General features: G+C 53.3%; 23 protein-coding genes and 1 tRNA gene. 11 read left to right on the forward strand and 13 right to left on the reverse strand.

From position 1 onward, the window contains the following. Window positions 1-253 precede the first annotated feature (253 nt). Window positions 254-940, forward strand: a complete 687-nt coding sequence (locus A6X21_RS03250) for a hypothetical protein (protein WP_131818165.1) — start codon at window positions 254-256, stop codon at window positions 938-940. Window positions 941-1104: 164 nt separating this feature from the next. Here A6X21_RS03250 and A6X21_RS03255 read toward each other — a convergent pair whose 3' ends face one another. Beyond that, complete coding sequence (locus A6X21_RS03255; RefSeq protein ID WP_131818166.1) at window positions 1105-2346, reverse strand: HlyD family secretion protein; 1242 nt, start codon at window positions 2344-2346, stop codon at window positions 1105-1107. Between the two features lie 271 nt (window positions 2347-2617). Between A6X21_RS03255 and A6X21_RS03260 the strand changes: the two genes are divergently transcribed. Further along, on the forward strand, window positions 2618-3118 hold the full coding sequence (locus tag A6X21_RS03260; protein WP_068846081.1) for a GNAT family N-acetyltransferase: 501 nt from the start codon (window positions 2618-2620) through the stop codon (window positions 3116-3118). Window positions 3119-3177: 59 nt separating this feature from the next. Here A6X21_RS03260 and A6X21_RS03265 read toward each other — a convergent pair whose 3' ends face one another. The 3 genes from A6X21_RS03265 to A6X21_RS03275 all read right to left on the reverse strand — a co-directional run bounded on the left by A6X21_RS03265 (window position 3178) and on the right by A6X21_RS03275 (window position 6498). After that, window positions 3178-3852 (reverse strand): FHA domain-containing protein, encoded by a 675-nt coding sequence (locus tag A6X21_RS03265; protein ID WP_068846082.1) that lies wholly within the window; start codon window positions 3850-3852, stop codon window positions 3178-3180. Between the two features lie 524 nt (window positions 3853-4376). Then, entirely contained in the window at window positions 4377-5150 is a 774-nt protein-coding gene (locus A6X21_RS03270; RefSeq protein WP_068846083.1) for a hypothetical protein, read from the reverse strand. Between the two features lie 307 nt (window positions 5151-5457). Further along, window positions 5458-6498 carry a DUF1559 domain-containing protein gene (locus tag A6X21_RS03275; protein ID WP_068846084.1) on the reverse strand — a complete coding sequence of 347 codons (1041 nt, stop codon included), beginning with the start codon at window positions 6496-6498 and terminating at the stop codon, window positions 5458-5460. A 43-nt stretch (window positions 6499-6541) separates the two neighbouring features. Here A6X21_RS03275 and A6X21_RS03280 point away from each other — a divergent pair, with 43 nt between their 5' ends. From A6X21_RS03280 to A6X21_RS03300, 5 genes are all read left to right on the forward strand, one after another. Then, window positions 6542-6958: a hypothetical protein gene (locus A6X21_RS03280; RefSeq protein WP_068846085.1), complete on the forward strand. Its 417-nt coding sequence runs from the start codon at window positions 6542-6544 to the stop codon at window positions 6956-6958. A 100-nt stretch (window positions 6959-7058) separates the two neighbouring features. After that, window positions 7059-7454: a hypothetical protein gene (locus A6X21_RS03285; protein WP_131818167.1), complete on the forward strand. Its 396-nt coding sequence runs from the start codon at window positions 7059-7061 to the stop codon at window positions 7452-7454. 226 nt (window positions 7455-7680) lie between these two features. Continuing rightward, a complete protein-coding gene (locus A6X21_RS03290; protein WP_068846087.1) occupies window positions 7681-8538 on the forward strand; it encodes an STAS domain-containing protein in 858 nt (285 codons plus the stop codon). 206 nt (window positions 8539-8744) lie between these two features. Further along, entirely contained in the window at window positions 8745-9176 is a 432-nt protein-coding gene (locus A6X21_RS03295) for a DUF5684 domain-containing protein (protein WP_068846088.1), read from the forward strand. A 137-nt stretch (window positions 9177-9313) separates the two neighbouring features. Beyond that, window positions 9314-9532: a hypothetical protein gene (locus A6X21_RS03300; protein WP_131818168.1), complete on the forward strand. Its 219-nt coding sequence runs from the start codon at window positions 9314-9316 to the stop codon at window positions 9530-9532. A 75-nt stretch (window positions 9533-9607) separates the two neighbouring features. Here A6X21_RS03300 and A6X21_RS03305 read toward each other — a convergent pair. Next, window positions 9608-9681 (reverse strand) — tRNA-Met (locus A6X21_RS03305). Between the two features lie 322 nt (window positions 9682-10003). Between A6X21_RS03305 and A6X21_RS03310 the strand changes: the two genes are divergently transcribed. After that, a complete protein-coding gene (locus tag A6X21_RS03310) occupies window positions 10004-10972 on the forward strand; it encodes a gamma-glutamylcyclotransferase (protein WP_068846090.1) in 969 nt (322 codons plus the stop codon). 88 nt (window positions 10973-11060) lie between these two features. Here the strand turns inward: A6X21_RS03310 and A6X21_RS03315 are convergent, their stop codons facing one another. Then, entirely contained in the window at window positions 11061-13331 is a 2271-nt protein-coding gene (locus A6X21_RS03315) for a HEAT repeat domain-containing protein (RefSeq protein WP_068846091.1), read from the reverse strand. A 600-nt stretch (window positions 13332-13931) separates the two neighbouring features. On the opposite strand from A6X21_RS03315, the gene A6X21_RS03325 reads away from it, so the two are divergent. Continuing rightward, window positions 13932-14414: a hypothetical protein gene (locus A6X21_RS03325; RefSeq protein ID WP_131818170.1), complete on the forward strand. Its 483-nt coding sequence runs from the start codon at window positions 13932-13934 to the stop codon at window positions 14412-14414. 34 nt (window positions 14415-14448) lie between these two features. Here A6X21_RS03325 and A6X21_RS03330 read toward each other — a convergent pair whose 3' ends face one another. Together A6X21_RS03330 and A6X21_RS03335 are read right to left on the reverse strand one after the other, a co-directional pair. Further along, the gene (locus A6X21_RS03330) at window positions 14449-15642 is read right to left on the reverse strand and encodes a M20/M25/M40 family metallo-hydrolase (RefSeq protein ID WP_068846094.1); all 1194 of its coding nucleotides are present in this window, start codon (window positions 15640-15642) and stop codon (window positions 14449-14451) included. A gap of 135 nt (window positions 15643-15777) precedes the next feature. Then, complete coding sequence (locus tag A6X21_RS03335; RefSeq protein WP_068846095.1) at window positions 15778-16584, reverse strand: carboxylesterase family protein; 807 nt, start codon at window positions 16582-16584, stop codon at window positions 15778-15780. A gap of 231 nt (window positions 16585-16815) precedes the next feature. On the opposite strand from A6X21_RS03335, the gene A6X21_RS03340 reads away from it, so the two are divergent. Continuing rightward, window positions 16816-18732: a DUF3352 domain-containing protein gene (locus tag A6X21_RS03340; protein WP_068846096.1), complete on the forward strand. Its 1917-nt coding sequence runs from the start codon at window positions 16816-16818 to the stop codon at window positions 18730-18732. Window positions 18733-18783: 51 nt separating this feature from the next. Here A6X21_RS03340 and A6X21_RS03345 read toward each other — a convergent pair whose 3' ends face one another. The 5 genes from A6X21_RS03345 to A6X21_RS03365 form a co-directional block, all read right to left on the reverse strand. After that, window positions 18784-19203: a 4a-hydroxytetrahydrobiopterin dehydratase gene (locus A6X21_RS03345; RefSeq protein WP_068846097.1), complete on the reverse strand. Its 420-nt coding sequence runs from the start codon at window positions 19201-19203 to the stop codon at window positions 18784-18786. Between the two features lie 204 nt (window positions 19204-19407). Continuing rightward, complete coding sequence (locus A6X21_RS03350; protein ID WP_131818171.1) at window positions 19408-19905, reverse strand: transthyretin-like family protein; 498 nt, start codon at window positions 19903-19905, stop codon at window positions 19408-19410. A 99-nt stretch (window positions 19906-20004) separates the two neighbouring features. Beyond that, complete coding sequence (locus tag A6X21_RS03355) at window positions 20005-20946, reverse strand: DUF1559 domain-containing protein (RefSeq protein WP_068846098.1); 942 nt, start codon at window positions 20944-20946, stop codon at window positions 20005-20007. 374 nt (window positions 20947-21320) lie between these two features. Beyond that, window positions 21321-22556, reverse strand: a complete 1236-nt coding sequence (locus tag A6X21_RS03360) for a DUF1501 domain-containing protein (RefSeq protein WP_068846099.1) — start codon at window positions 22554-22556, stop codon at window positions 21321-21323. Between the two features lie 51 nt (window positions 22557-22607). Further along, the gene (locus A6X21_RS03365) at window positions 22608-24233 is read right to left on the reverse strand and encodes a DUF1800 domain-containing protein (RefSeq protein WP_068846100.1); all 1626 of its coding nucleotides are present in this window, start codon (window positions 24231-24233) and stop codon (window positions 22608-22610) included. 333 nt (window positions 24234-24566) lie between these two features. On the opposite strand from A6X21_RS03365, the gene A6X21_RS03370 reads away from it, so the two are divergent. Further along, window positions 24567-25619: a DUF1559 domain-containing protein gene (locus A6X21_RS03370; protein ID WP_068846101.1), complete on the forward strand. Its 1053-nt coding sequence runs from the start codon at window positions 24567-24569 to the stop codon at window positions 25617-25619. The last annotated feature ends 250 nt before the right edge of the window (window positions 25620-25869 follow it).

The raw sequence follows: 25869 nt of genomic DNA on the forward strand, positions 1-25869 counted from the left end.
TTATCAGTGCGTGGGCAGACCAGAGTGAGACGAGATTGATCCGTCTCCAAGTGTGTGTACGCGTCGATATGACTCGTTGAGAGTTCAGGAGAGACGAGGTCGTCAGGTTGATTGGCAAGGTTTGAACTGAAGTCTGCTGTGTCTGCGGGCCCGCACGGCAGCCATCGGTTCCTTTGCTGATTGACAATGACGAATCAGTGACCAATGGAATGGTCTGAAGATGGAAACGGAATTCAAATACAAAGGATGGCGTATGGCCCCCCGTCACCATGTGGTCATTACCGGTACAGGACGCACCGGGACGACCTTTCTTGTCGAGCTTTTGACTCATCTGGGAATCAATACGGGGTTTCGCCCGGAAGACCTTTCTCGATTCAAAAACGAAGTCGCCAGGGCGGGTCTGGAACATGACATCCGCGAACCCTCCGCGCCTTACCTGGTCAAGAACCCCAAATTTGCCGAGTATGCAGCCGACGTTCTTGCCGATGCGAACATTGTCATCGAGCATGTCTTGATCCCTATGCGGGATCTGGCTGCTGCGGCAGAAAGTCGTCGGCATGTGACTCGATCGGCTGTCGCGAAGATGCCACTCCTCAAACGCGCCAAGCGGTTTTTTCACTCGCGAGAGTTGGCAGGAGGCTTGTGGAACTCGAGCAGCCTGAAGGCCGGGGCCCAGGAGCAGGTGCTGCTCGCTCATCTCTACCAATTAGTTCTGGCTCTGGCTGATGCCAATATCCCGGTCACTTTGATCAAGTATCCGCGTCTGGTGCATGATGGAAGTTATCTCTACTCCAAACTCCAGCCCATCCTGAAGAATATCACCGAAGAGGATTTTCTTCGCGTTTACGATGTTGTCGCACAACCAGATCTGGTTCACAAATTCTCTGACACGGATCAATGGTCTGGTCACAACTCCCAAAGATCTTTGAAGGCTGCTTGAAGACGAGGTCAATGCATACCAACCCACATCGAGTCTGCCTCAAAACCATCAACACCCGGACTCGATGACGAGTCCGGGTGTTGAAAGGTGTATGGATGGATGCCACAGCTCGATCATCAGGGCTTCTGGCATAATCGCTTTGGCGAATTGATCACCTGTTCGAACTAATCGAGTGGCTGTGGGACCGCATCGTTTTTCTGTCCATCGATTTTGTTTTCAGTTCCCGTCGAAATGGTGACTCCGTGGATCGCTGGCCGGTTCTGATCAACCAGTTGAGCGCGGTCCTGGTGAGAACGCTGTTCGAGAATCGAACGGGCCGCTGTGCGAAGCTCTTCGCCATCCAGCCGCTTGAGATTCGTCAGTTCAAAGAGTGGCTGAAGAATTTGGACGGTGTTCCCAATCGACTTCTCCAGCAGAGATAACTGGAAGAACTGCTCTCGGAGGCTTGTGAGACTGCGAATCTGAGTGCCAAGTTCCTGCTGGAAATCGACGATCAACTCCAGATTCTCAGCAGCATCGGCCAAAGAACTGGTTCTTCCCGCCAGATCGCCAACCAATCGGGCGGCTCGATTGACATTCGCTTCAGCGAGAGGAAGTTGTTGCATTTCATGCAGCTTTTTCGAGACGGCCACCAGTTGCTGGGCTTCTTCAAGCGTCGCTTCTGCCGACACAGGACGATCGTGCAAGGTTTGCTCGATCTGCACAAGCACGTCACTCACTCGCTGAGCTACATCGAGCTGGCTGGCAGCATCAATGAGCGATTTGTTCAATTGTGAAAACTGTCCGACAGTTCCCCGGGCGGCATGCAACATTTCTGTCTGACCAGTGAGCGATTGATACAGATTTTCCTGTTGGACAAGAACTTCCCTGGCTGAGGCAATCAAAGGTTTCTGAGCAATGGCTGTGCTCTGCAGGGAGTGTGATTGCTCCAGAGCCTGCTGTGCCGTAGCGGTCATTTTTCCGAGTTCAATCAGTTCGGATTGCATCTGGTCGAGTCGGTCGTAAGCCACCTGAGCCTGCTCAGCAGCAGGAGAAATTGCCACCAGGTCTTTCGTCAACTTCTGCAATTGTGTGAGGCTTTGAGCCAACTGAGCTGTCTGATTCGATTCGACCAGCATCGCCTTGTTGAGATTTTCCCACTGACGCAAAGCGGCTTTCGCTTCTGTCAGATGTTCGCGTTGCGACCTGAGTTCCGAAAGCAGGCTGGTGGTATAGCCACTATCCACAGATTCCTGAATCAGGACTTCCACCTGCGAATTCACCGTCTTCAGGTTCTGCCTGAGTGACGCAATCTCGGCATTCATGGGCCGAGCGACAAGAAAGTGCATTCCCAATAAACCGGCTGCCACTCCCACAATCAGCATGGCCCAGGCCAAACGCTGCTGATCCTGAATCTGTTGTTCCATCGCTCTGAGTTTTCCCTGTTCCGACATATACACAATGATTTCTCCGATCATTTGTTGTTAGGGCTGCAACTGGGAGCATCTGCCAATCCACAGCCAATCTTTTTGCTGTGAGTTCTATCGGCACTTTTCGCCGCTCGGTTGATGGTTTGGGCAGCCTGCTCAAAGATTAACAATTACAACCATCCCAAAAGCTGCGATGAGTCTGCGAGGAGGCGATGGCGTATGATCGGGGCTCGTTTTTTCGAAATTGTCACTGAATAAGGAGTTAGCCATGACGCATGCCTCTGGTCGATACAGCATCAGGCGGGGGAATTCTGCTGATGCTGACGTTCTTGCCGCCTTTAATGCGGCCATGGCGCTGGAGACCGAAGAACGAAAACTGGATGGGCCGACGCTCCTGCGTGGTGTGCAAATGTTGCTCGCCGATGAGCAGCGTGGAGCCTATTTTGTGGCAGAAGAGTGCGCGACAAAAAGGCTTGCTGGCCAGCTATTGATCACGCGGGAGTGGAGTGACTGGAGAGCCGGTGAGTTTTGGTGGATTCAGAGTGTCTACGTGCGGCCTGAAGATCGACGCCAGGGAGTTTTTCGCCAGCTTTTGCAGCATGTGGAACAGGCCGCCCGGCAAGACAACTTATGCACAGGTTTGAGGCTGTACGTCGATGGCAGCAATCAATCAGCCAAGCAGGTCTATCAGACTCTGGGATGGTGCAAAACCCATTATCAGGTCATGGAAATCGACTGGTCGGGCTGCTCGCATGCTGTCGATGGGTGACAGTCCTGAAAGATGCGCCTCATCCGGGTGATCAGTGGCAGGTGAGTTGTCTGAGACCGTTAACCAAAGCTGTCAGAACCTACGGCGAGCATCTCGTGACTGTCATCACGGCGCTTTCCGTGATGACCATTGAGATCGACCCCGGAATCATCATTGGGGGCCGAAAACAGGTCGTCAAAACGAGGCGAATCATTCAAAGGTTGCGATCCTCGCGGTGGCTCATTCATCGCAGAGTGATCACTGAATTTTCGACGAGAAATCCCACTCTCACTGGCTGGGGAGCCATTTCCAGGAAATGCTGTAGAAGGAAGTGAATACCCTGGCATTTCGGCATCACTTTCGGGAATTGCCAGTGGCAGTTCAGAACTGACTGGAGACGTGGCAGAAGCTCTCAGCGCTGGTGTGAAGCCCGCAGTCTCCACAATTTTGTTGTCAACAAGTTGTGGCTTGTTGTGCAGTTTAAAACCGATGTCCCCTATCAGAATCTCATCGCCCAGTCGCAACCGATGTTCTTTGCGGATACGGGCCCCGTTGATGGAAACACCGTTCGTACTTCCCAGATCGCGAATTATCCAGCGATCATTCACCTGAGCGAAGCAGCAATGCTTGCGGGAGACTTTGCGACTGTGAGTCAGTACGACATCACAGTCAGCCTGACGTCCCACGAGGACAATCGACTTCTCCAGTGGAATCACCGTACCACCGGCATCGAGAGGAATCAGGAAAGCTGGCATGGCATTACCTTGTCACTGCGGACAGGACAATTTGATTCAACGATCCACCTTCCGAGGGATCTCTTCAAAATTGTCTTTGAACAAAACGATCCTGCCGGATTCCATATCCACAATTCAAAAGCCTGCCTTGGCACAGTTATCAAGCATCAATTACTAGGGAGACTCAACTATCACACAGCGTTTGCCATGCCAATGCATCACTAAAATCGACAGATTTGTATCTTAATCCAATTCCGAAGGCGGATGACAGAGCAAACCCGCCCAAGGGATGTGATCAAGAGAACACTAGAGGGGCCGGGCCGACTCAGCTTCTGATCGTAATGACTTCAAGCCGTTTCGATTGTGCATAGGACGGGTTGCTACACTACATTCATTATCGTAGTCGATAGAGGGGCAAACGGAACGTGAATTCATGAATTCCGCAAGAAGTCACCGGATTTTTCTGTCCAACAAAGCCTGAATTGCAGGCATTGACCATTAGAGAGGCAGTCCCCGCAATTCTACAGCCATGAGGTATGTTCTGCTCATGAACGATTTGATGAGTTGTAAATTCTGTGAAGTGCGCTACTAAGCAGACCATTTTCACGGCGGGATGTTTCCGGCGAAATCCCTGAAAATGCCGTCGCCAGTCGAGGCAGTGGAGCCATCAAACGAGGGGTCAGCTTTTCCACGCTCTCCAGAAAATTTTCCCAGCCAGCGCTCAGAACTGTCGCCAGAGGATGCGGCCTGGCCGCAAAGCTGTCGAGAAAATCGGCCACACTGTCGCTGTCGTAGCCCCATTCCAGAGCAGTTTCATGCTTGGAACATGTGCAGGAAATCAGAATATCGACCCATCGCTCATATCGTTTCCGGAAGAGATTGATCTCGGAAAAACCAGACGTTCGATCCTCTTTTTGTAACGTCCGGTAGGCCCAGACCATCAGTTGCTGCTGAGACTGCGATAACGAGAGGACCAGGCGCTCCACAGCAATCAAGTCGTCACTCAACGCTGATTGATGGTCGGCCAACGTGGTAGATGACCAGGCACGCAGGATGCCATCCGACATGAGCACATGCATCAGCAGGTCAGTCGTGGGAAGGTGAGCCGCCGACGCGGTATGGCTCAAAGCATGCTCACTGGCTGTCGTGCGAACCAGCTCCGTACCCAAGGTTTTCTGAGTCTGCTTGAGTGGCAGCCAGATATTGTCAGTCATCAGCCGGCGCTGTGCCGATGGCAAAAGCGTCCAGCGGAATAAGGACCCCAGCAGTTCTCGATACCCGGTGGAATTCAAGCTTTGCTCTACCTTATCGACGGCCATGCATCATCGTTCGACATCTCAGTTCATCATTCGCAGGCAGTAGAGCTTGCCGCAGAAAAAGAGCCTTCGCCAGTCGAAAATCGGAGGGTGAACCGTTTTTGCTGTTGCAAGAAAGCCACATCCCGGAACCAACCATTCCTCCACTCCAACAACTTGAGAAAAACCCCCCGTTTTTAGGGCCAAAAGCAGGAATAACACGACATCTCGACACCCGGATCAACGTAGATGTCAAGCGACACAGGCAGCACGAGAAAAAGTTCCCGTACTGCCTGTGACGTCGAAGTGGATTAAGAAACAGAGGGTGTCCTTAGAACTCGTTGACCGTTTCTCCCGAGGCACGAGTTCCTATCGCGCCCCACACACCATAAGGAGATGGGCCGCTGCCAGGAGAGGTCGCATTGGGATCACCGGCACTGATGTTTTCGCTGATAAATCGCACAGCGCCATCACCCATCAACGCATGAATCCCTCCTGTATGCCGACTGGAAGCCGTGGCGTGGCCCCAGCCACCATCGACCGTTGAGCTTTGGCAGGAAGGACCATTGGGTCGAACAGCCGTCGCCACAAAGGCGAAGTAAGGCCGTCCATCCCAGGCACGTCCCCCCGGTGGTCGGAAGTCGGTCCGCACAGCACCAGTTAACGTACGGGTGGCAGGGTCAATCAGGCTCAGGCAGGCCTGAGGAGTGCTGGTCGTGACACCCACGGCCACACCACCCAGAATGGCTGTGGTATCGACTCCACCCATGACAGCTTCTGCCATCATGATCGTGTTGCTGGTCCCATCGGTCACATCACGCATTCCCGTATTGCTGCGGTAGGCGAACATGCCACGAGTATTGGTGCCATTGTTGTCGTTGAGAGTATCTCCCACGCTGACGCGATAGTTTAGCAGGCTGGGGCTTTCATTTCGATTACCGGGCGGCACATCGGAGGGGCAGATGAAGCCGGGAATATCGACGGTAAAGTAAGCAGGTCGATTCCAGGGATCAGCCATTCCCGCCCCGGTATTGGCCATGATCGTGTTGTACAACGGTGTCTGATCGACATACGGCAGAATGCTGATTGCAAAGGAATACCGACGGCCGGATGTCCCTTTCATGCCATCGACACCTGCTGGAGGAAAGACGCGGAACGTGTCGTGGTAATTGTGCATCGCAATCCCCAATTGCTTGAGGTTGTTGCGGCACTGAGTCCGCCGGGCTGCCTCGCGGGCCTGCTGAACAGCCGGGAGCAAGAGTGCAATCAGGATGGCGATGATCGCAATGACCACCAGCAGCTCGATCAATGTGAACCCCGGACGACGAGCAACTCGTCCAGGCCGTGCAGTGGGAAGAGTCAAGCAGCGCATAAGAAGCTCCAAAAAGAACATTGCCAGAACTGGCAGGAAGTGAATGCCACAGAATGTGGCTCAAGACATGCAAAAAAGATTGGGTAGCAAAGGCCCGGAAAACGCGAATTCAGACATGATCCGTCAGAGCAAAATCAACCAAAATGACTACATACAGTTTTCGGAGGGCGACAGAAAAGTCCCAGACGAAAATTTTGAGAATCTTATCAGTGAATTGAGTTTTTTATTGATAGGGATTTGTGGTTCTGAGTTGATCAGCGAGATCGCCGAGTCGTTCTTATGCATTCCAGACAAACTCTTCAGGTTTGTCTGGATTTCCACAGTCACATTAAAGTATACTGATATCATCGGGATTGTCACCTGCAAAACCGCCCCTCTCTATGGTGTTTCTACCAATTTTCGAAAGATTTCCTATGTGTCTCAGAATCAAACCCCTTCCGAAAGAAGCCGCGGCTCCTGATGTGATCTCAACACAGTCGTCACTCTGTTTGGCTGTGAGTTTTGCACCATGGATTTGTGTTTTTTTACTTGCGATTGTTGTCACGGGTTGTGGGAGTCGAGTGGCTGTTGATTCGCGTGCCAAAGGACCTGTGGCCGGGCGCATTCTCGTCGATGGCAAACCGATTGAGGTCGAAGGCGTTTCTCTGGTCCTGATGCCTGCTGATCAATCGGCGGCCGTCACGATCCCCGTTTCTAAAGAAGGAACCTTTGCAGGGCAGGCTCCTCTGGGGAAGCATTACGTGTCGATTTCCGCAGGTCACACCCCGGATGCAGGACACGGCGAGGGCCCGAAAGTCGGGTTCGGTTCTTTGTTCCTGTCGACGGAATCTCCCTTGATGATCACGGTCGCCGAGTCTGCCACCCCTCAGGATCTCGAAGTGGGGAATGCGGCTGCCAAAAAACAGGAACCCAATCGTCGCCGACTCGGCCCTGCCACGACTCCCCGAAGCCACTAGTTTCCTTCGTATGTCGCGTGCTACGAACAGTGCGGCACACAAATACGGACAGTGGCGAAGCCTCCTGGTATGCCATAGTCTTTGAGTGTGTCAATCACTTGAAGGTACCATCAGGAGCGTGTTGAGAACTGTGTCGCTGATGGAAAGCGGGCCACCTGACTTGCCAGAGTCATGAACAACAGGCGCCATCACGCGGTTCCGAATCGGATCTATTCGACGGGTTGCTATGTCACGTTCTGATCGAACACATCTGCATCAGATTTTTCCACTCGAAGAGTTTGGAGATACGCTGGTCGTCACGCCCGCCGGGGATGCTGCCGGTTTTCATCTTCCTCATGTCCATGCCGAGATGTCTGCCGCAATCGATTTTTTCGATAAAGCCCAGTTGAAACATCTCGTTTTTGATCTCAGTCGAGCCAGATATTTTGGGTCGCAGGTGCTTGGGCAATTGATTGTTTTCAGCCAGAAGGTCAAAGCCAAAGGTGGGCGAGTCGCACTCGCCAATCCTTCGACAGAAATGCTCGATGTTCTCCGCATTATGAAAGTCGATACGGTCTGGGAAGTTTTTCCGTCCCGGAGTAAAGCACTGACTGCGATTGCCAGGCGCCCGCTATCGACACATCTGGTGCAGTTTGGGCGGCGCAGCTTTCCGGTTGTCCTGCTGGGTTGCCTGGGGGCTGCCTGGTGGTACTGGCCCCGAAGAAATCTCGATCATCATTATCACGATCAACTGCTGGGGATTTACCGCGAGAGCCGACAACTGCTCGACACCAACCCGCGTGATCAGGACTGGGATCAACATCTGACCAAATCCCGGCAACAGCTTGAGAAAATCACCGCTGAACTGGAGACGATTGCATCAAGTCAGCGGGAGGCTTTGCGGCGGATGATCTATTGCTCGCGCGATTATCTATTCCCCGCCTTGCAGGACAAACTCAAGCTCGACTCCTATCCGCATTTCATGTTCTTTCAGGAAATGAAAGCCGGTGAACACGAAATGGGCGAGCCGGTAAAAACCTTGTCAGAGACATTGCGTCCCGAGGGTCTAACGAATCCCCGTGCCCTTCCTGCCAATCCTTCGTGAGCTTTGATTGCCATAGCTGTCGTAGTCAACAGTGTGGTGGTCAGCTTTGTGGTGGTCAACGAGGGCACCATTTGCAGCCAACGGAAAAGAATTTTGTGTTGGTCAGGCAAAACTTCCAAGATCGTATTTGACCTGCAAATGTCTGAACATTAGTCTGCCGCCCTAATGGGGATTTGTTCACACAACATTCAGGTGGGGAGAACGCGATGGATCTATTTCGTTTTGCAATGCTGGCACAGGATGACTTCGGCGGTTCCGATGCAGAGACCGCTGCCGCAGCAGCAGCAATGACCATCGTCTTAGTAGTGATGCTCTTTACCTTTGCATTACTTGTTTTGTTCTTTGCTGGTCTTTGGAAAGTGTTTACCAAAGCTGGTAAACCAGGTTGGGCAGCCATCATCCCGATTTACAACTTCATCGTGATGCTGGAAATTGTCGGTCGCCCTCTCTGGTGGATCATTCTGATGTTGATCCCTTGCGTAAGTTTTGTTGTTTGGATTGTCATTCTCATCGATTTGGCAAAATCCTTTGGCAAAGATGTGGCGTGGGGGTTAGGGCTAGCATTTTTTGGCTTCATCTTTTTCCCACTCCTTGGTTTCGGGAATGCCAAATACGTTGGCCCGGTTGCCAAGAGCTGAGTACGGGTGAAATGGAAATAGACGAAAAGTAAATGCAATTTTGGGCCGGTCATCACTGATGATCGGCCCGAAACTTTTGAGAAAACACCCAGTTCGCGTTCATTCAACCGCGACCGGCAATATGGGCAGTCGCGGGAGTGACGCTCATCCACTTCATGAAAGGTAATGCTTTGGACAAAAATCAGTTAGCAGTTCTGGCCAATGATGCGGCATTTGCTAAAGCCGTTTCAGAAACGTTACCAGTGATCTTATTCACTCTCGCGATTGCGGTAGTGCTCTTGGTGGGTGCTCTGATGGCCGTCCTCAAGTTCGTTACAAAACCGAGGAAAACAGACGAACTGGACGAGACCAAATAGCTGGCGAGGCTCAACTTCATTTTCAGGAAGTGGATCACCGTAGCTTGACCAGTCATATGAACTGGTGAAATGAAATGGCGATGGAGGGACTCGAACCCACGACACACGGCTTATGAAGCCGCTGCTCTAACCGACTGAGCTACATCGCCAGGATTTCGTCACGACCAGAAATCCAGAGGATTCCTCTCCGCAACTTCGCGAATGTTATTCCAATTCCCTCCCTGCTCGCAAGGCAGCGAAAATTTTCATGAATTCCGCATGCGGCCTGGGTGCCATTCGTATGGCTCTGAAGGCAACTCGTTTGATACCAGTCTGTTGCGCCAGGTCTAGTGAGAGATTCTCTGCCTTGGTTTTGGCGAAAACTCCCTCTGCAGATTCTGGACACCGGGGAATCCGTTGCGGTTCAATCGTTGATCAAAAGAAATTTTCGCTGACTTCCTTCGCCCAACCTTCAGGTTCCTCTTCGTGACCATGTCCTCAAAACTTTACTTCGCGTATGGCTCCAATCTGAACCAGGCAGACCTGCAAGAGTGGGCACTCGAACAAAACGTATCACTGGGAGCCATGACTTCTCTGGGTCGCGCGTGGTTACCAGATCATCGGCTCGTCTTCAGCCTTCACTCCCAACGCCGCCAGGGAGGTGTGCTCGATGTCGAGCCAGCGACGGGCCATGTCGTCCCGGGCGTGCTCTTCGAGATGGACGAAACCGCCTGGGACGCGATAGATCGCAAGGAGGGGGTACGCACTACGAAGGGTGGCTATCAGAGATACGCGACATTCGCCATCAATTCTGCCGGAGTACCTCAACAGGTTGAGACCTACACCGCCAAACCGACTGCCAGGCAAGCCTATGTCGAACCTCACCCTGATTATGTCGCCATTGTTCATCAAGGATACGCTCACTTGGCCTTGAACGATGGTCTCGTGAGCCCGACCGCCAGTGAAGTTCTGGACCAGGTCGCTGCTGGTCAAACTCCTGCACTTCTTATAAAGCAGCTCTTTGTTTATGGCACATTAATGCAGGGCGAATGCCGCCATCACTTTATGAGAGAGGTGGGCAGCCGGTGGGTGGGCGCAAGCGTCACACGCGGCAGCCTCGTCAATCTGGGAACATTCCCCGCACTGATCCTGCCAGTAAACTCATCGTCGGAGAGACAAGGATCGCCGATGGCCCCGGAGCAAAAAATTCCCGGCGAGCTCTTTGAGCTGCAGGATCCGGCCCATGATTGGCAGGTTCTCGACCCTGTGGAAGAGTTTCCAGGTTATCCCGCTCTGGCACATGGTGCCTATGCCATGTACCACCGCACGATTGTGAGAGTTGAGCCGCATCCCACGCTCAATATCGAGGAACACTCCTGTGCGTGGGCATGGACGTATTCCCTCGCCGATCATTCCCTGCCCCAACAGCCCATCGCGTCCAATTCCTGGCGCGAGCGGTAAGCAAAAAGCACAAACCTCATTCGCGATTAGCGAGTGAGGTTCGTGCTTGAACACATTGCAAACTCTCTACGAATAACCCACAGGTCACTCAGGACTTGATCTGCTGTAAGGCGTACTGAGCAGCAGCCCGCAATTCCTGATCAGGATCAGTAGCGGCCTGTTCGAGTTCTGGAATCGCGACTCGCGATAAGGCACCAATCTCACCCAGTGCATAGATTGCTCCCACACGGACTCGCTTGGCTGGATCATTCAGAACCTTCATCAGGCACAGCACTGTATCGGGTCTTTGTGGTGCCAGCTCAGCCAGTGAGTATGTCGCCAGCCAGCGGATGTTCTCATCTGAATCCTTCAGGCAGTTCTGAAGTGTATCGAGAGCCCGACCAGCAAAGCGATCATTCCGTACCAGAACTTCAGCCGCATGCAGACGAACATAACCATCGGGATCATCGAGCGACGTGGCCAGGGCTGGCAAAGCCTCAGCTCCCAGCGGACCCAACTCGCCAATCACAGCCGCCGAGAAGCTGCGGACTCCGGAATCCTGCGACTTCAGTCCCCCCACCAGTGTCTTCAGCACCTTCGGCGATTCGGCTCCCAGGCGGCTCAAAGCGAGAGCCGAGTGAACTTTCACATAAGGATCTTCGTGGTCGAGCAGAGCGTTGAGGGCAGGAACAGCTTCCTGGCCTTTGGCATCCATCTGACCTAACCGATGAACGTTATGACGAATCGCATCCACACTGCTGGTTTCCAGCCCCTGCACGAGGGGTTTCACCTCTTCACTGATCGCACCACATTTCTCAATCAGCCCTTTAATGACAGGAGCAGTGGCCCCGGTCTTTTTGGCAATAGCCGTGGGGGTGACAGTCGTCTCTTTTTCCCAATCAAAGGCATCCTGAATTCGATTCGCAGCCTCAGTTCTAGCATTGGCTGTCGAAGCGACCACTCGGCTCTTCTCATTTTCGACCTGAGCCCAGGCCATATCGGCAGCAGCTTCAGAAGTTTCCGTGGCGAGGTCAGCAAATTGAACCGCCTGATCTTTGACTTCCTTCCGCAACTCGCCAGAAAGATTTTCACCCTTTTCCCGCAGAGAGTTTGTGGTGTTGGCCCATTCAGTGCTGGCAATTGCCTTCGATTCCATTAACTCATCGGCGGCTTTATCACGAGCATTGCTGGCCGAGCTTTTCAGGGAGCGGCTGAGGCTTTCGATCTTTTTGGCGGAGTCCGATTGCAACTCGGCAAACGTCTCTCCCTTTTTCGCTGCTGCCTGAGCCACTTGAGGTTCAGGCGTTTCCTTCGCCCAGTCGAAAGTTTTGGTCGGTTGCTGAGTCGCTTTAGCTTCGGGAATCTTTCCACCCGATTTCACAGCAGCCACAAGCTGTTCAGACTTGGAAGGAGTCTCCTGGGCGGGCTTTTCCAGCTTGGTTTCGGCTTCGCCTCGCCCTTCGATTTTCGAGATCCAGGCCGCGAAATCTTCCTCACCTGTCACTTCTGAAATTGGCTTCGAAGGAACTTGTGCCTGTGTGCCGTTGGGAGAGACTTTCTCTTTCTCAGGCGATTTACCCGCAACAAGATCTGCGGCCGGCTTGCTTGGGGTCGTCTCTTTGGATGTGGCAGATTTTGGTGGAGCCGTCTTGGCCGAATCGGATTTGGCGACTGGCCCGGATTCAGATTTGTTCTGCACACGCTCCGGCCCGTTACCACGACCGGCGGCAATATCTGCCAACGCTTCTGCCAGGAAGGGATCTTCATCCGCTGGAATCAGATCACGAGAAGGCCCGCGTGTCGGCTTGACCGCTTTCTTTTCGCTACTGGCGGTATCTTTCAAAGTGCTGTCAGACTTGGTGTCGGCCAGTGCTGTCCCTTCAAAGGCCTTTGTGCTGGAGAGACCCTTGGTGGATTTGGTCGGATTGCTTTCTGTCGAGGCAGGAGTCTTGCTGCCTGTACTGGCTTTGGAATCGCTTTTGGCAACCTGACTGTTCGCCGATGACTTTGAAGCGGAGGACTTTTCTTTGGAATCTTGAGAAGCCACGGAAGACTTGCTCTTGTCTTCTTTCGATGAAGATGAGGTTTTGTCGTCGTCCTTACCCCACGAGAACCAACTGGCCTTCTTGATCCCTTCACTGGCTTCGTCAGCGTCAGCAAGCTGCTCTTTTTCAGCAGTCGACTTCTTGGAAGCCTTCTCCTTGGAGGTGAGGGACTCTTTGCCAGCTTCCTCTTTCGAGAGCGGCTTCCCTTGAGCATCAACTTTAGGTTCCCGGTCGAACCAGCCTGTCAACGTCTGACTCGAACGAGCACAGCCCGATCCCACACTGGCCAAGACAGCGGCGAGCAAAACATTTCGCAGAAGATACCACTTAACCATGTTTCTTCACCTTCCGTTGTGAAGCCCGCCTACTGAAGTGTTGAGCCAGAAAAGTTGTTCAATGCTCTCCGGCAGTCCCTGATGTTTTGGCCCAACACTCACTGTCCGACAAATGATCTGGTAGCTGCTCTCAACCAGGTGTGGCAGAGGAACAGCCATTCATTTGTCGCTGGAGTTTCTAAGTTCAACCTGCATTCACGAGATCAAATTCGCCGGGTGAGTTGTGCAAGTGTCTTTGATCACTCTTCGGATCCGGCAGTTCTTTCTCAGCGATGGACACCTTCTCGGACTCCATCACTCGAAGTATCGGTTGTGACGCTTGTGTGGAATCAGCCGCAACAACCGGCCCTGCCGAAGAATCCAGCGAGGACACCCCCCTTGCGGCAATACAACCACTACAACCGTTACAAATTGACGGGCGGGATTCGACATGATCGACGCCTTGCGTCCCGCCATGTGTGGGCCAGTCGTTCGGCGAACTTAAGAGTCACCGATTTTCGGTCATGGCGTCAAAGCTGTTAGATTCGGCAAATTCGTCAAGGTTGAAACTGGTTGCCGCCGATAACCACTTCTGGAGATGGTTCCGTACGGGGGTTCAAAGTGCGCCACACTGTGTTCAGCATCATGCTGTTGCCTGCCATGAGCAGCCTGATTTTGTTCGGGCTGAGTGGTTGCCAGTGCTGCCGTCTGTATAACCCTTATGCTGATGTGATTGACGATGTTTCCGATCACGAAGGAAATGCCCAGGTCTTCTGGTCTCCCCGTTGGGATCTGACCCGTATCGGTAAAGCTGACTGGTGCGGGACAAAGTGCGTGGTTTGCGGTGGCTGCAAAGAGCGGTGCCAGGAAGAAGGCTCTTATACACCTCCTTGCCGCTGTCACCCTTATCCGCAGGCGTATCCTTACGTTTACCCGAATGACGCTTTGCAGCGGACGCAGTGGCAGGAAGTGCCGCCAGCCGGTGGTGTGACTCCAATGCCTGTCCCACCTTCACCAGCTCAATCAGTCAGTCCTGCGCAGCCTGCCATCCCGCCAGCTCCCGGCGTGGCACCGCCGGCTGTTCTGCAACCTTACGATCAGTAAGTCTTTTTGCCCGTCCAGCTCTGGTCTTTATCGATCACTCACTCGGATTGGTGACCAGTTGCCGGATAATTCGGCTGTAAAGTTCAGCCCCACTTTGTAGTTGCTCCAAAGTGATGAATTCATCGGCAGTATGTGCCTGTCGAATCGAACCCGGTCCCAGGACGATCATCTGTTCGATTTCTGTGAACATTGTACCGTCAGTGCCATAACTGACTGTCTGCGATGATCCAGACCCCGAAAGCTCGCACATCGTTTTGACAAAGGGCGATTCCGGGTCGAGATAGAGTGGTTGTCCGCGGCGAATGACTTCAAACGTCAGTCCACAGGCAGCCGCAAACTGTTCGACCTGTGTGACAAGTTGATCTGGCTGCTGATCAGGCATGGGACGAAACGAAACGGTGCAGACACTTTGCGCGGGTGTCATATTCACCACATGCGTGAAGTCGTTAATTCCAATATTCCAACTGATCCAGGGTGGGTCGAAGCGTGCATCGAGCCAGGCAGGATCTGTCAGTGTCTGGTCATGCAATCGCTTCATTTCATACAGAAAGTCGATCATTGCCAGATTGGCATTGAGGCCTTCGCGAGTACTCGAATGGGCGGCTCTGCCTGCGGAAGTCGCCTTGAGAACGTACATCCCCTTATGTGCATGCACCACACTCAACTCGGTGGGTTCGCCAATAATACCCGCCGCCTTTTCCTCAACGAGTTGTCGATAAAGTTGCGATCGGGCAGCCACATCGGCGGCCCCATAGAACCCGACTTCTTCATCAGCAGTGGCCACCACATAAATCGGTGCTGCCTGTTCCTCGATAGGGCATTGCTCAATCGCGGCGAGAAAAGCCGCTGCTGAACCTTTCATATCGCAGGCACCGCGCCCATACAGGCGGTTACCCATGATGACGGGTTCAAAAGGTTGTAGTGGCTGAGCCGGGACTTGCTGAGAGTCACTCTCTTGAATACCCACCCATCCCTCGGCAGGAACGACATCGGTGTGGCAGAAGTAGGCGACGCCACCTGTCGATTTTGCAGGGCCTCTGCGTCCGATCACACTTGACTTCAAGACCCCTTTGTAATCGTGGTAAGTGAGAACCTCAGTCTCAAAGCCATGCTCTTTCAACCAGTTTTCGACAAACAACGTCGCGGCATGATTACTGTCTCGGCTGACCGTCGGGATGCGAATCAATTGCATCGCCAGTTCTAAAGCCCGCCCACCGAGTCCATCCATCAGTTACGTTCCTTGTTTCGAACCTTTGACCAGTGGTCATCCACTGGTGAGGAGATGTTCCTGAGATTCGAGATGACTGTTGATCTTGCCGGGCTTTGACTCTGCGTCAGTGTGATAATATCCGAGTCAGAACTTTCAGCGATGCTGCTCGAGGAGCCACTTGTAAAGTTCAGGGTTGTTGTAAGTCGCCGTCCAACTGTCATGGCCGACACCTGGGTAGACGGTCAACTTCGGCTGGCCACCGGCAGCACGAATCGCCTCTACCATATCGGTTGTCGCCTTCAGTGGTACTACGGAATCTGCATCGCCATGAAACGTCCAGATGGGGAGCGATTTAATGGCTTCGCCATATTCGGCCTTACCACCTCCACAGACAGGCACTACGGCGGCGAACAGCGTCGGTTGTTTTGCTGCCAGTCGCCATGAACCAAAACCACCCATGCTCAGCCCCGTAAGATACACGCGATCTTTGTCTGACTGCGTGGTCTTGAGAATATGCTCAACCAAAGCCTGCAATTCACCAGCATCCCACCGCTCGAACACGGGCCGGTTCGTCTCCGTGGCTTGAGGTGAAACCACAATGAATTGTTCGAGTTCCGGCAAGGTTCCCACAAGTTTGGGGGGGCCATGCTTTTTAACCTTCTCCAGATCAGAACCACTTTCCCCGGCGCCATGCAAGAACAGCATCACGGGCCATTTCTTCGAAGTATCGCTGGCGGTGTAATTTTTGGGCAGATAAATCCAATACTGAATGGCCGGAGCTGGCAGATTTTCAAGAACCAGCTTCTGCGCGACCTGTGCACCGGATGTGGGTGTTTTCGAAAAATCAATCGTATCGGCGGCCAGGGCTGAATTCGCATGTCCTAAAGCCACAAACATCATGGCACTCAGGAACACCCAAGGGAGCCCGCCGCAAATCTTTCGGTGCCATTCTTTCAACATGTTGCCTGACTCCCTCTCGTATGGTGCTGATTCTCAATTGTGCTGATTCTGTATAAGCATGCGGGTCGTGCTGGCTGATCCACGATCCTCATTGAAGGTAGGCATAACCTGCGTTGGCTTCAATCAGTTGTTGACTGAGAAACACGACAGAAACCTCTCTGAAATGGTAAGCCAGCTCCTGCATGATTAGCATGCCATGTGGAAAAACGTTTTGACCAGGGAAGCCGGCCAATGGAAGCACAATCGACAACGATGCATTTGCTGCAACTCCTGCTGATGCTGTTTGGCGTCGATCAGGCGGGGTTACCACCCGGGGAGCCCGATCTGGTTGTCCAGCGGGCAGCACCTGTCACGGCGGTCTATCGCAGTGAATGGACGGCACCAGGCAAAGGTGATCCCGGTGCCCCGGGGATCGATGGCTTTTTTGCCGATGTTGAGATCAGCAATTTCCGGCAGGCGCTCGATCGTGCCCATCGTGATTTTTCTGAAGAGCTGGATCACGATTTTGGAGTGACACTCGCCGATTGGGATCACGCCGAAGCGAATCTGTTCCGCATGAAATTTCTGAAGCATGTCCTCGTTCGCCATGCCGGCAGCCTGTGGATTGAACCTACACCGGCCTTTGACGAAGCCATCATGGCCCGCGCGCGGAAAAAACTGGAAGATGGCAATTCGAACGAGAATGGTGACGCCTCGTTTCCGGGAACTCTGGAGGCCATCCCTCCCTTCTGGCGAGTGAGCTCGATGATCCTGCTCATTCGGGCCGGTGATGAGGCCGATCGAGTTCAGAAAGTGCTGGAGCTTTGCCTGGGTCTCGAAGAGGCCACCGGCAACCAGGCCAACGAATACCGCCATGCGAATCTGATGGCTGTCCCCGTCATCATGCATCGCCATGAGAACGATCTCTGGGTGGCGATTGGGGAATCAGCGCTGAGACAAGCCCTCGATCGCACACGCCAGACACCTGAAATCAAGGCGGAAAAAGCGACTCGATACGAGCAGGCCATTTCCCGATTAGGGATCAGCCGGGTGGGTGTGACTCACTTCGTGGATGTCGAGGGTCTGCGTGAACTGCTGCGAAAAATCCCCGATCCTGCGGTTCAAGCCCAACTCTTGCTGGCTGATCTCGCGGGTTTAAGTTCCGTACAAAGCTGTGCCTGTGCCACGGGTGTTTCTCAAGGAACACTCACCATGCGCGGCCAGATCGTGTTCAACCAGGAACCCCAGGGTCTGTGGCACGTGCTCGATACTCCGGCACTCACTGAAAAAGACTTTGAACGTGTGCCTGCCAAAGCCGAACTCGTGGCAGCACTTAAACTCAGCCCGGCTCAGTGGCTCAACTCGCTTCGCAAAACGATGAAGGAAACCGTCCCCGGGAGTCAGACACTGCTGGATGAAACGATTCAGCAGATGAATACCGAACTGGGAGTGATGGTTGAGGAAGATATCTTTTCGGCTTTCGGCGACACATGGATACTTTTTGCTTCAAGTGAGCAGGGGGCCATGCTCGACGGTGGTCTGATCGGAAGCTGGGAAGTGCGTGACCCGCGCAAGGCGGTCGCTGCTTTTGCTGAGATTATGAAAGTCGTAGCGAACAGTGTGAGCATTGAAGATGGTGCCAAAGTCCAGCAGACCGAGTTCATGGATCGCACCATCTATACCATCGAGACCCCAAGCTATTCGATTCTGCGCACCACATGGTCATTATGTTTGACCGATCGACATCTGGTCGTGGCGTCGCATCCTCAAGCGATCAAGGCCTATCTGCGTTTTCTGCAAAATGACGAGGCAAGTTTTGCCAAAACGATGACCGGTAAAAAATCGTTGCCTAAGGAGGGGCAGGGGCTGGGTTACCTGTGGATGGACAGCGCGACGATTTTGACTCCCATGATTTCACTGTGGTCCACCTGGATTGATTACAGTGGTCTTGTGAATGATGGATTTGGTGAAGAAGCGTCCAGTCGCATCCAGGCGATTGATTTTCCCTCCGCAGCAGCAATTCTGCCTTATCTCCAACCGGGGAGAGCGACCATTGTGCGTTCACCCCGCGCGATCACTCTGGAAGTCGAACGGCCACTCCCATTGATCGCAGTGATGGAAAACCTGCTGCGAGGTTACCTGACAGAATATGAGATGAGCGCCTGGTGATGATCCAGCGAGTGACAGGCAGGATCAAAGCGAGCATGATCGACTTTTGGTTTAAGTGATCGATTGCTTCTGCAGCCACTGATTGATCTTTGCTGCCAGGATCAAGTCGTTCTCTGAGAGCCCATCAATCGCATGTGTCCAGAGATCGACTCGTATGTGGCGATAACTTGTCAGATGCAGATCAGGGTGATGTTGCTCAGCCTCGGCCATATCGGCCAGCGCATTCAGTTGCTCCATTGCCGAGACAAAATTGCGGGCTCGCCACGAGCGGCTGATCATCTTGTTGTCATCCGAGACCTGCCAACCCGGTACAAGCGGCAATTGAGTGGCAATCTCAGCCGGTCCCAGTCGAGGAATGCCTCCTTCACAAGGGAGACACTTTTTCGCCAGCAGTGATTCAGTAAGTTCCGATGGAACTTGGGAAAGTTCACATGCTGGAGATGCCGCCTGTAATTGTTGCCGATGAGACATTGAGATGCCTCCCTGGAGTGATGTTATGGATTCAATCCATTGTGAATCGAGACAGCATACACGAGGTATCAGATTGGCCGTGAAAGAGAAGTGATACCCATCCCGGTTTTGTAGGGTATCATGAAGTTTCGACGGAATGCACCATCCTTTACTGCATGACAAGAACGCGGGCAATCCACAGGACGGCCTCAATGATTCAGGCAGCTACTTCGTCAGATTAAAATCGATGACGTTCTTGCCAGGTTTGACGTCGGCCTCGAGTGTTGATGCCGTGGTGTACCTGGCCGGTAACCATTTTTCGTCGGCGGCTGTTTCAAACTGGGCGGCGCCATCTCCTTCGGCAGACGTGTTATCCAACCCCTCTTCTCCGGATCCCAGCACAACTCGGCAATGGCCGACTTTACAACCACGAGTCTCCCGAATGTAGGTCAGTTCATACTGGCCACTGGCATTGGTAATTCCAAATGCCGGTCGCCCCTGATCCGGATGAAAGGTGACGCGAACACCACTGACGGGTTCACCTTCCAGAAGGATTGTCCCAGAGACGAGTCCCAGTGCGGGAGCATCGGATACGCCGAAACACCCGGGCGTCACAACAGCGACGATCGCCCACAAACAGAGCAGGAGTTTACGACCAGTGGCAGGGAAGCTCATATTCTCAACTCCCACAAAACAGGTGTAGATGAATCTCTGATAAGCCACACGATGATCGTTGCGTCGAGGCCTCATCATCGAAGAAATGGGGCTGATTCTCTCGACTGGATTTGATAGGTCAGCCCCGACACATATCGGCACCGGGCTTTAGAATTCACCCACAGTTTCGTTCTTGCCGCGGGTGCTGATGGCCTGATAAGTGGGCATGTGCATGTTTTCAGAGAGGAAACGGACACTGCCATCACCCATCAGGAAGTGGGCACCACCGGTGTGATAACTTCCTGCAGCTTCTTCGGTGTACGAATTGATGGGGTCGTTACCTTCGGCGGCAATCAGATATTCCGACATTTCTGTGGGAGGATTGCTGTCCGCACCACCTGAAAAACCATGCTTGCGATCACTGCCGCCACCACCCAGCCGGTCGGCATCTCCACCCGAATCGACCACTTCGCTGATGAAGATTGTATTGGAGAGCCCATCTGTGACATCCCGGAAGCGTACGCTGCTGCTGATGAAGAAAATTCCATCGCAATTCATGCAGCCACCGGCCTGTGTCATCGTGGCGAATGTGCGACCACCACTCAGGCAGTCGTCGCCATCGTTTCCAATCAATGTTCCCATGTTGGCATTGTAGTTGGATGGTGCGTAGCCATTCTTCTGAACACCCAATGTGACATCGGGTTGTGAAGGACACCAGAAGACAGTCAATGGAGCTTTACCCACCAGATCCTGCTTCGCATCGCCTACGCCACCACCCTCAGTCCCCATACCATTCAATCCCTGAACTTCATTGTACATGGGAGCCTGATCAATGAACGGCAGCAGGCTGGCATGCCATGTCCAACCGTGGCCGTTGTAAGCTGTCCCGGCAGCATTCAGCAGTACAATGCTCCCGGAAGGAAGTGCCTGATAGACATCGTGATAGTTGTGCAGTGCCAGGCCGATCTGCTTGAGATTGTTCTTGCACTGAGTTCTGCGAGCCGCTTCTCGCGCCTGCTGAACAGCCGGGAGCAGGAGAGCGATGAGAATGGCGATGATCGCAATGACCACAAGTAACTCAATCAGAGTGAAACCACTTCGGCTTCGCATGAACAAAATCCTCAAATCATGACTGGATAACAGGGAAGAGCTGGTGGTTCGCTCCTCGCGAACCTGACTCAATGACGCAATTCAAAAACCGTGCGATGAGCAAACCTGCGGGGCACAGGTTCAGTTTGCCTGGCTACAGAAATTGGGAAAGTTTGAGCATTCTCAATCACATGGAATTAGGTGCAAACACTCGTTTGTTGATGTGAATTCTGTATGAATGTCGTGTTAAGTAACTGATAGGAATTAAAATTGATTTCTGGTTGACAAATCATCACGACTGAACAGTCCCGAAAATGAATCACGGTCAGTTGCTGTGACAGCGACTGACCGTGATTTGTTGAGTAAAAAGAATGCCCGCCGTTCAATCGTGGAGATCAGCCCAGGATTCCCGCCATGGGAAGAATTGACGGATCGAGAATGCCGGCGGGGTTGGCTCCCAGCCAGTCTTTGAGAATCGAGGCGTAAACGCTGCGGAAGTCGGTGGTGTGATGCAAGTCCCCCACGTCATCCAGTCGGGAAAGATCGGAACGCGTGCCATGGAACCCTGCTCGGGAAGTTCCTCCCGCCATGAACATGAGGTTCGCTGTCCCATGATCCGTACCTTCACTCTGATTCTCGGCCACACGGCGGCCAAACTCAGAAAAGGTGACGACCAGTGTGCGATCCAGATGCCCTAAGTTTTTCAAATCGCGCACAAAGCTTGAAAGGCTCTCACTCAGTTCCTGCAACAGCATCGCATGACGCATCTTCTGTGTGGCATGATGATCGAACCCTGGCAACGATACGTAATAGACCCTGGTCGGAACCTCTGCGGCAATCATTTTCGCCACCAGTCGGAGTGTCTGCGAAAACTGATAGGGCAGGTAATCCCTTGTTGTCGGCTGCAACCTCACCTTTTCGGAAAGCTGTCTCGAAACCGACAGGACGTCGTTCCCTGTTCGCTGCAGAAATGCCAAAGAAGAATTCGCACTCACTGAGGGAACATGAACTTTGGCCAACTCGTCTTCTCGCGCTGATCCGCCGGAAAACTGAAAGAGCTGAGGATTCGAGAGAGTCACAACGCGCGGATGATCGCCGGCAAAGGTTTGTGCCGTTCGTTCGCCAAGCTGCACACCCAGCGTTGGTGTCACCGCTTTTGAGCATTCGCTGTCAAAGTATCGGCCAATCCAGCCACTGGCGATGTTCTTCTCCGATCCGGAACCAGTCTCCCAGATTTCGGTGGATCGAAAGTGCGAGCGGTCAGGATTCGGGTATCCCACACCCTGAATCAGACTCAGCAGGCCATCTTCCCACAACTCCCGCAGAGCGTACATTTCGGAGTGAAAACCACAGTAATCGTCGATCTTGAGTACGTCTTGTGGCGCTACAGAGAGCTTGGGACGTGCCTTGTAATACAGATCATCACCATAAGGCACGAGTGTGTTCAGCCCATCGTTCCCGCCAGCCAGTTGAACCAGCACGAGGATGCGATCATCGGGTAAACCCTCGATGGGTGCATGAGCCAGCGCCTGGCGTGACTGCACCACAAACTGCGGAAGTGTCAGACTCCAGGCAGTCAACAATCCTGCCTGCTTCAAGAACTCGCGTCGACTGGAAAGAGAGATTGCCATGTTGACCTCGCACTGAATCGATGGATGAGAATGTCCGCTTGATACAACCAATCATGTGAGCTGGTAATCGGGCGAACTGAGGATCAGCCGCAGGACTGCCTGAACCCGCAAAGGTCCCACGTTTCGTGTCGCGGCCTCCATAGCAGTTGCCCGAAGTTCTGCCCGTGGTGAATCCACCAGCAATCGATTCAGCAGCTGATCCGCCAGATCGGCAGACGAGTCCGGGATACCGGCAGGAAAGAGTTTGTCTGGCGAGAATTTGACGTCGTAAGCGGGGCCGGCTTCCCGTTCGCCGCGACGAGGTGCCATCATCCCTTCACCGTCGGACATTCCTCCTTCCAGACGTGCGAGGAATTTGGCTCGCTCGGCAGGATCTTTGGGAAGTATGACTGGCCGACCGCGATCCCGGCCCATGGGATCCATTCCCGGTGGCTCTTTCGATTCCAGAACAATATCCGTGAGGTGGTATCTCAGTGCCAGAGTTCCTGCACTGATCCATGTTTCACCACCTGGCCAGCCTTTGACATTGGGTGGCTCAAAGAGTTCCTGACCCAGGGCTGCCAGATATTTGTTGACTCCCCGCGTAAAGGTCGTGTCGAGTTGCAATTGGCGACAGGTGCTCACCCAGAGCACGACCGGACTCTTGATGAGACGATTTCTGGACCCATCGGTGTAAAATTCGTCGGCAGTGAACAGCACGCGCAGCATCGGTGCGATCTCACCGCCGGTTGATCGGAACACCTCGGCCATCTGCTGTTGGACTCGACCGGTTTCATCGCTCAGACCAAAGTAGCTGGCCAGTTTTTCAGCAAGAAATAATCCGCAAGCCGGGTGATTGACTGTGAGTTCGATCACTTCATCGAGACCGAAAGTGCCGGTTTTTCCAAAGATTGTTTTGGTGCCCGCATCGTGCCGCTCGACCACCAGTTCTGCGACAATACCATCGCGTGTAAAGCGCCGGTTATCCGCTGGGTTGGTTGGTCTCTGGGGCAGGGCTGTGCCAGGTGGAGCATTCAGTTGCCACCCCGAGAGTGCACGAGCCGCCTCGCGAATATCGGCCTGGGTGTAATGACCGTGCCCGAGAGCAAAGAGTTCAAAGAGTTCGCGGGCGTAATTCTCATTGGGCTGTGTTTTTTCGCTGTCCTCCAGATCGAGATAAATCATCATGGCGCCATCAATCGTCATGGCCTTCAGCAGTTGCCGAAAGTTCCCCAACGCATGCTTTCGTTGAGTCGCATTCTGCTCGTACATGGCTTGGGAGATCAGAACTTTGCCAATGCTCGACGCAAAGTGGCCGTGCCAGAAGAGTGTCATCATCTCCCGCAGTGGCACCGGAGACGTCATCATCTCATTGACCCACCAGCGGCGAAGATCGGCGATCTCGCGGGCGTACCGTCCGTTGGTCGCACCATGCTTGCCGCGAAATTCGTCAGCCGAGGTATCTGCATAACGCCGTTCTGTATTCACCCAGGGTGTTTTGACCCACTCGGGCGGCGTAGGGCAGGGGGCATTCTGAGCGTCTTCGAGAAGCTGATCGACGGCCTGTTCTCGTGATAAGACCGCCAGTTTCTCTTCTTGCTCCAGATCGAAGCCAAATCCCGTCCTCGCGAGGAGATGCCGGGCGGCTAGTGACGACCATCCCGACTGCTGTGCTTCATGGACACGATTGCGAGGCATACCAGCCCTCCCGTCCCGAAAGTGAAAAACTCAAGAACACCCACCACAGATGTCGTGGCGATCCCCTTCTCCTGAGCACGCGAATATACACAACCAGAATTTTATTGCAATTGAATTGCAATTAATCGAGTGGGCTCTAGAATGATTTTGCAGTGACGATTCTAAAGATTCTGTTATGCAGTTGCAGTAGTTGGGATGCCTGGTTTTACCCCGCAATCCAGTGGTGGATCGCAACGACAGGAGCGTCATTTTTAGCTTGATTTGTCAGTGTTTATCAAAATTCCAGTCCAAAATGTTGTTCTCTCACACAACTGATCGAGGAGGTCTCTTCGCATGAACATCCAGAAACGACATGGTTTCACTTTGATTGAACTGCTGGTGGTAATTGCGATTATTGCAATATTAATCGCATTGCTGTTACCTGCCGTGCAGCAGGCCAGAGAGGCCGCGAGGCGAACTCAATGCCGAAATAACCTCAAGCAACTGGGCCTGGCTCTCCATAACTACGAGAGCACTTTCACAGTCTTTCCCACGGGTGGAAATAGCTCAACTTACTCGGTCCAGGCTCGAATTCTCCCGTATATTGATCAGGGCAATGTGCAGAATCTGATCAACTTCAGCGTGCCTCCACAGATTGGCTCCGGCCCCAGTTCTACAGTCAATCCGGCACTCGCGACCGTTTTCCCGAACGTGGTGCCCGTTTTCCTCTGCCCCAGTGATCCTGCTCCCACGCAATATCGATTTGCTTCCGGAGCCAATACTTTCACCTACGGCGGCAACAATTACATGGTCAGCACCGGGAGCGGGACCGGCACTTTTTACGACGACCGCTTTCCCACAGATGGGATCTTCTGGTTTAACTCCAGCGTCCGCTTCCGGGATATCACTGACGGGACTTCCAATACCGTTTTCATGAGTGAAACCATTCGCGCCGATGGAAGCCCCGACAGCACGAGCGAACCGTTCCCCTATCGAAAGCTCCTCGCTGGGACTGCTGGTGCCTCCAGCAGTGGAGCTCCCGCCACGGGCGGCTACATGGGTTCTGGCAGTGGCTGGCCAACAGGCCTCATCAGCAATCCTGATCTCGCTCCCGTCATTCCCGGAAAGACCTGGAAAGGTGGAACGGATGGCTCGGGACGCGGCCTCTCCTGGGTTCGTTCACTCAGCACTTACGTCACCACCAATGGCTATAACCGACCCAACAGCAACATCCCCGATGTTCAAGTTCACGGCGTCGGCTTCTATGGCCCACGGAGTCTCCACACAGGTGGCGCTCACGTATTAATCGGCGACGGAACCGTTCGCTTCCTCTCCGAAAACATCGATATCACACTCCATCGCGCACTTCACAGTCGCAACGGCAACGAAGTCGTTTCCGAATTCTAATCCCTTGCGGGCCCTTGCGGGCTTTGGGGGCAGCGGATGAGGGCCAGTTGTTCATCCTCGTTTGGGGCTTACGCTGCCAGAGAACAATTTGATGATTGTCCACCCCCTTGCGTGGTTTATTGCAGCATATGGCCGCCAGTCGTTCATTAATGATTGGCGCCTACGCTTCCAGAAAATCTTCATTCAGGCATACTGCCTGGAAAGTCACTTCATCGCTTGAGTGCGGTGGGTGACTTTCTGCCATTCGATA

The organism is Planctopirus hydrillae, from assembly GCF_001707835.1.
Taxonomy (GTDB): Bacteria; Planctomycetota; Planctomycetia; order Planctomycetales; family Planctomycetaceae; genus Planctopirus; species Planctopirus hydrillae.

Coding starts and splice junctions, on each gene's coding strand:
- A6X21_RS03250 (WP_131818165.1), top strand. CDS start 254: ATGGCCCCCCGTCACCATGTGGTCATTACCGGTACAGGACGCACCGGG.
- A6X21_RS03255 (WP_131818166.1), bottom strand. CDS start 2,346: ATGGAACAACAGATTCAGGATCAGCAGCGTTTGGCCTGGGCCATGCTG.
- A6X21_RS03260 (WP_068846081.1), top strand. CDS start 2,618: ATGACGCATGCCTCTGGTCGATACAGCATCAGGCGGGGGAATTCTGCT.
- A6X21_RS03265 (WP_068846082.1), bottom strand. CDS start 3,852: ATGCCAGCTTTCCTGATTCCTCTCGATGCCGGTGGTACGGTGATTCCA.
- A6X21_RS03270 (WP_068846083.1), bottom strand. CDS start 5,150: ATGGCCGTCGATAAGGTAGAGCAAAGCTTGAATTCCACCGGGTATCGA.
- A6X21_RS03275 (WP_068846084.1), bottom strand. CDS start 6,498: ATGCGCTGCTTGACTCTTCCCACTGCACGGCCTGGACGAGTTGCTCGT.
- A6X21_RS03280 (WP_068846085.1), top strand. CDS start 6,542: ATGCCACAGAATGTGGCTCAAGACATGCAAAAAAGATTGGGTAGCAAA.
- A6X21_RS03290 (WP_068846087.1), top strand. CDS start 7,681: ATGTCACGTTCTGATCGAACACATCTGCATCAGATTTTTCCACTCGAA.
- A6X21_RS03295 (WP_068846088.1), top strand. CDS start 8,745: ATGGATCTATTTCGTTTTGCAATGCTGGCACAGGATGACTTCGGCGGT.
- A6X21_RS03310 (WP_068846090.1), top strand. CDS start 10,004: ATGTCCTCAAAACTTTACTTCGCGTATGGCTCCAATCTGAACCAGGCA.
- A6X21_RS03315 (WP_068846091.1), bottom strand. CDS start 13,331: ATGGTTAAGTGGTATCTTCTGCGAAATGTTTTGCTCGCCGCTGTCTTG.
- A6X21_RS03330 (WP_068846094.1), bottom strand. CDS start 15,642: ATGGATGGACTCGGTGGGCGGGCTTTAGAACTGGCGATGCAATTGATT.
- A6X21_RS03335 (WP_068846095.1), bottom strand. CDS start 16,584: ATGTTGAAAGAATGGCACCGAAAGATTTGCGGCGGGCTCCCTTGGGTG.
- A6X21_RS03340 (WP_068846096.1), top strand. CDS start 16,816: ATGGAAGCACAATCGACAACGATGCATTTGCTGCAACTCCTGCTGATG.
- A6X21_RS03345 (WP_068846097.1), bottom strand. CDS start 19,203: ATGTCTCATCGGCAACAATTACAGGCGGCATCTCCAGCATGTGAACTT.
- A6X21_RS03355 (WP_068846098.1), bottom strand. CDS start 20,946: ATGCGAAGCCGAAGTGGTTTCACTCTGATTGAGTTACTTGTGGTCATT.
- A6X21_RS03360 (WP_068846099.1), bottom strand. CDS start 22,556: ATGGCAATCTCTCTTTCCAGTCGACGCGAGTTCTTGAAGCAGGCAGGA.
- A6X21_RS03365 (WP_068846100.1), bottom strand. CDS start 24,233: ATGCCTCGCAATCGTGTCCATGAAGCACAGCAGTCGGGATGGTCGTCA.
- A6X21_RS03370 (WP_068846101.1), top strand. CDS start 24,567: ATGAACATCCAGAAACGACATGGTTTCACTTTGATTGAACTGCTGGTG.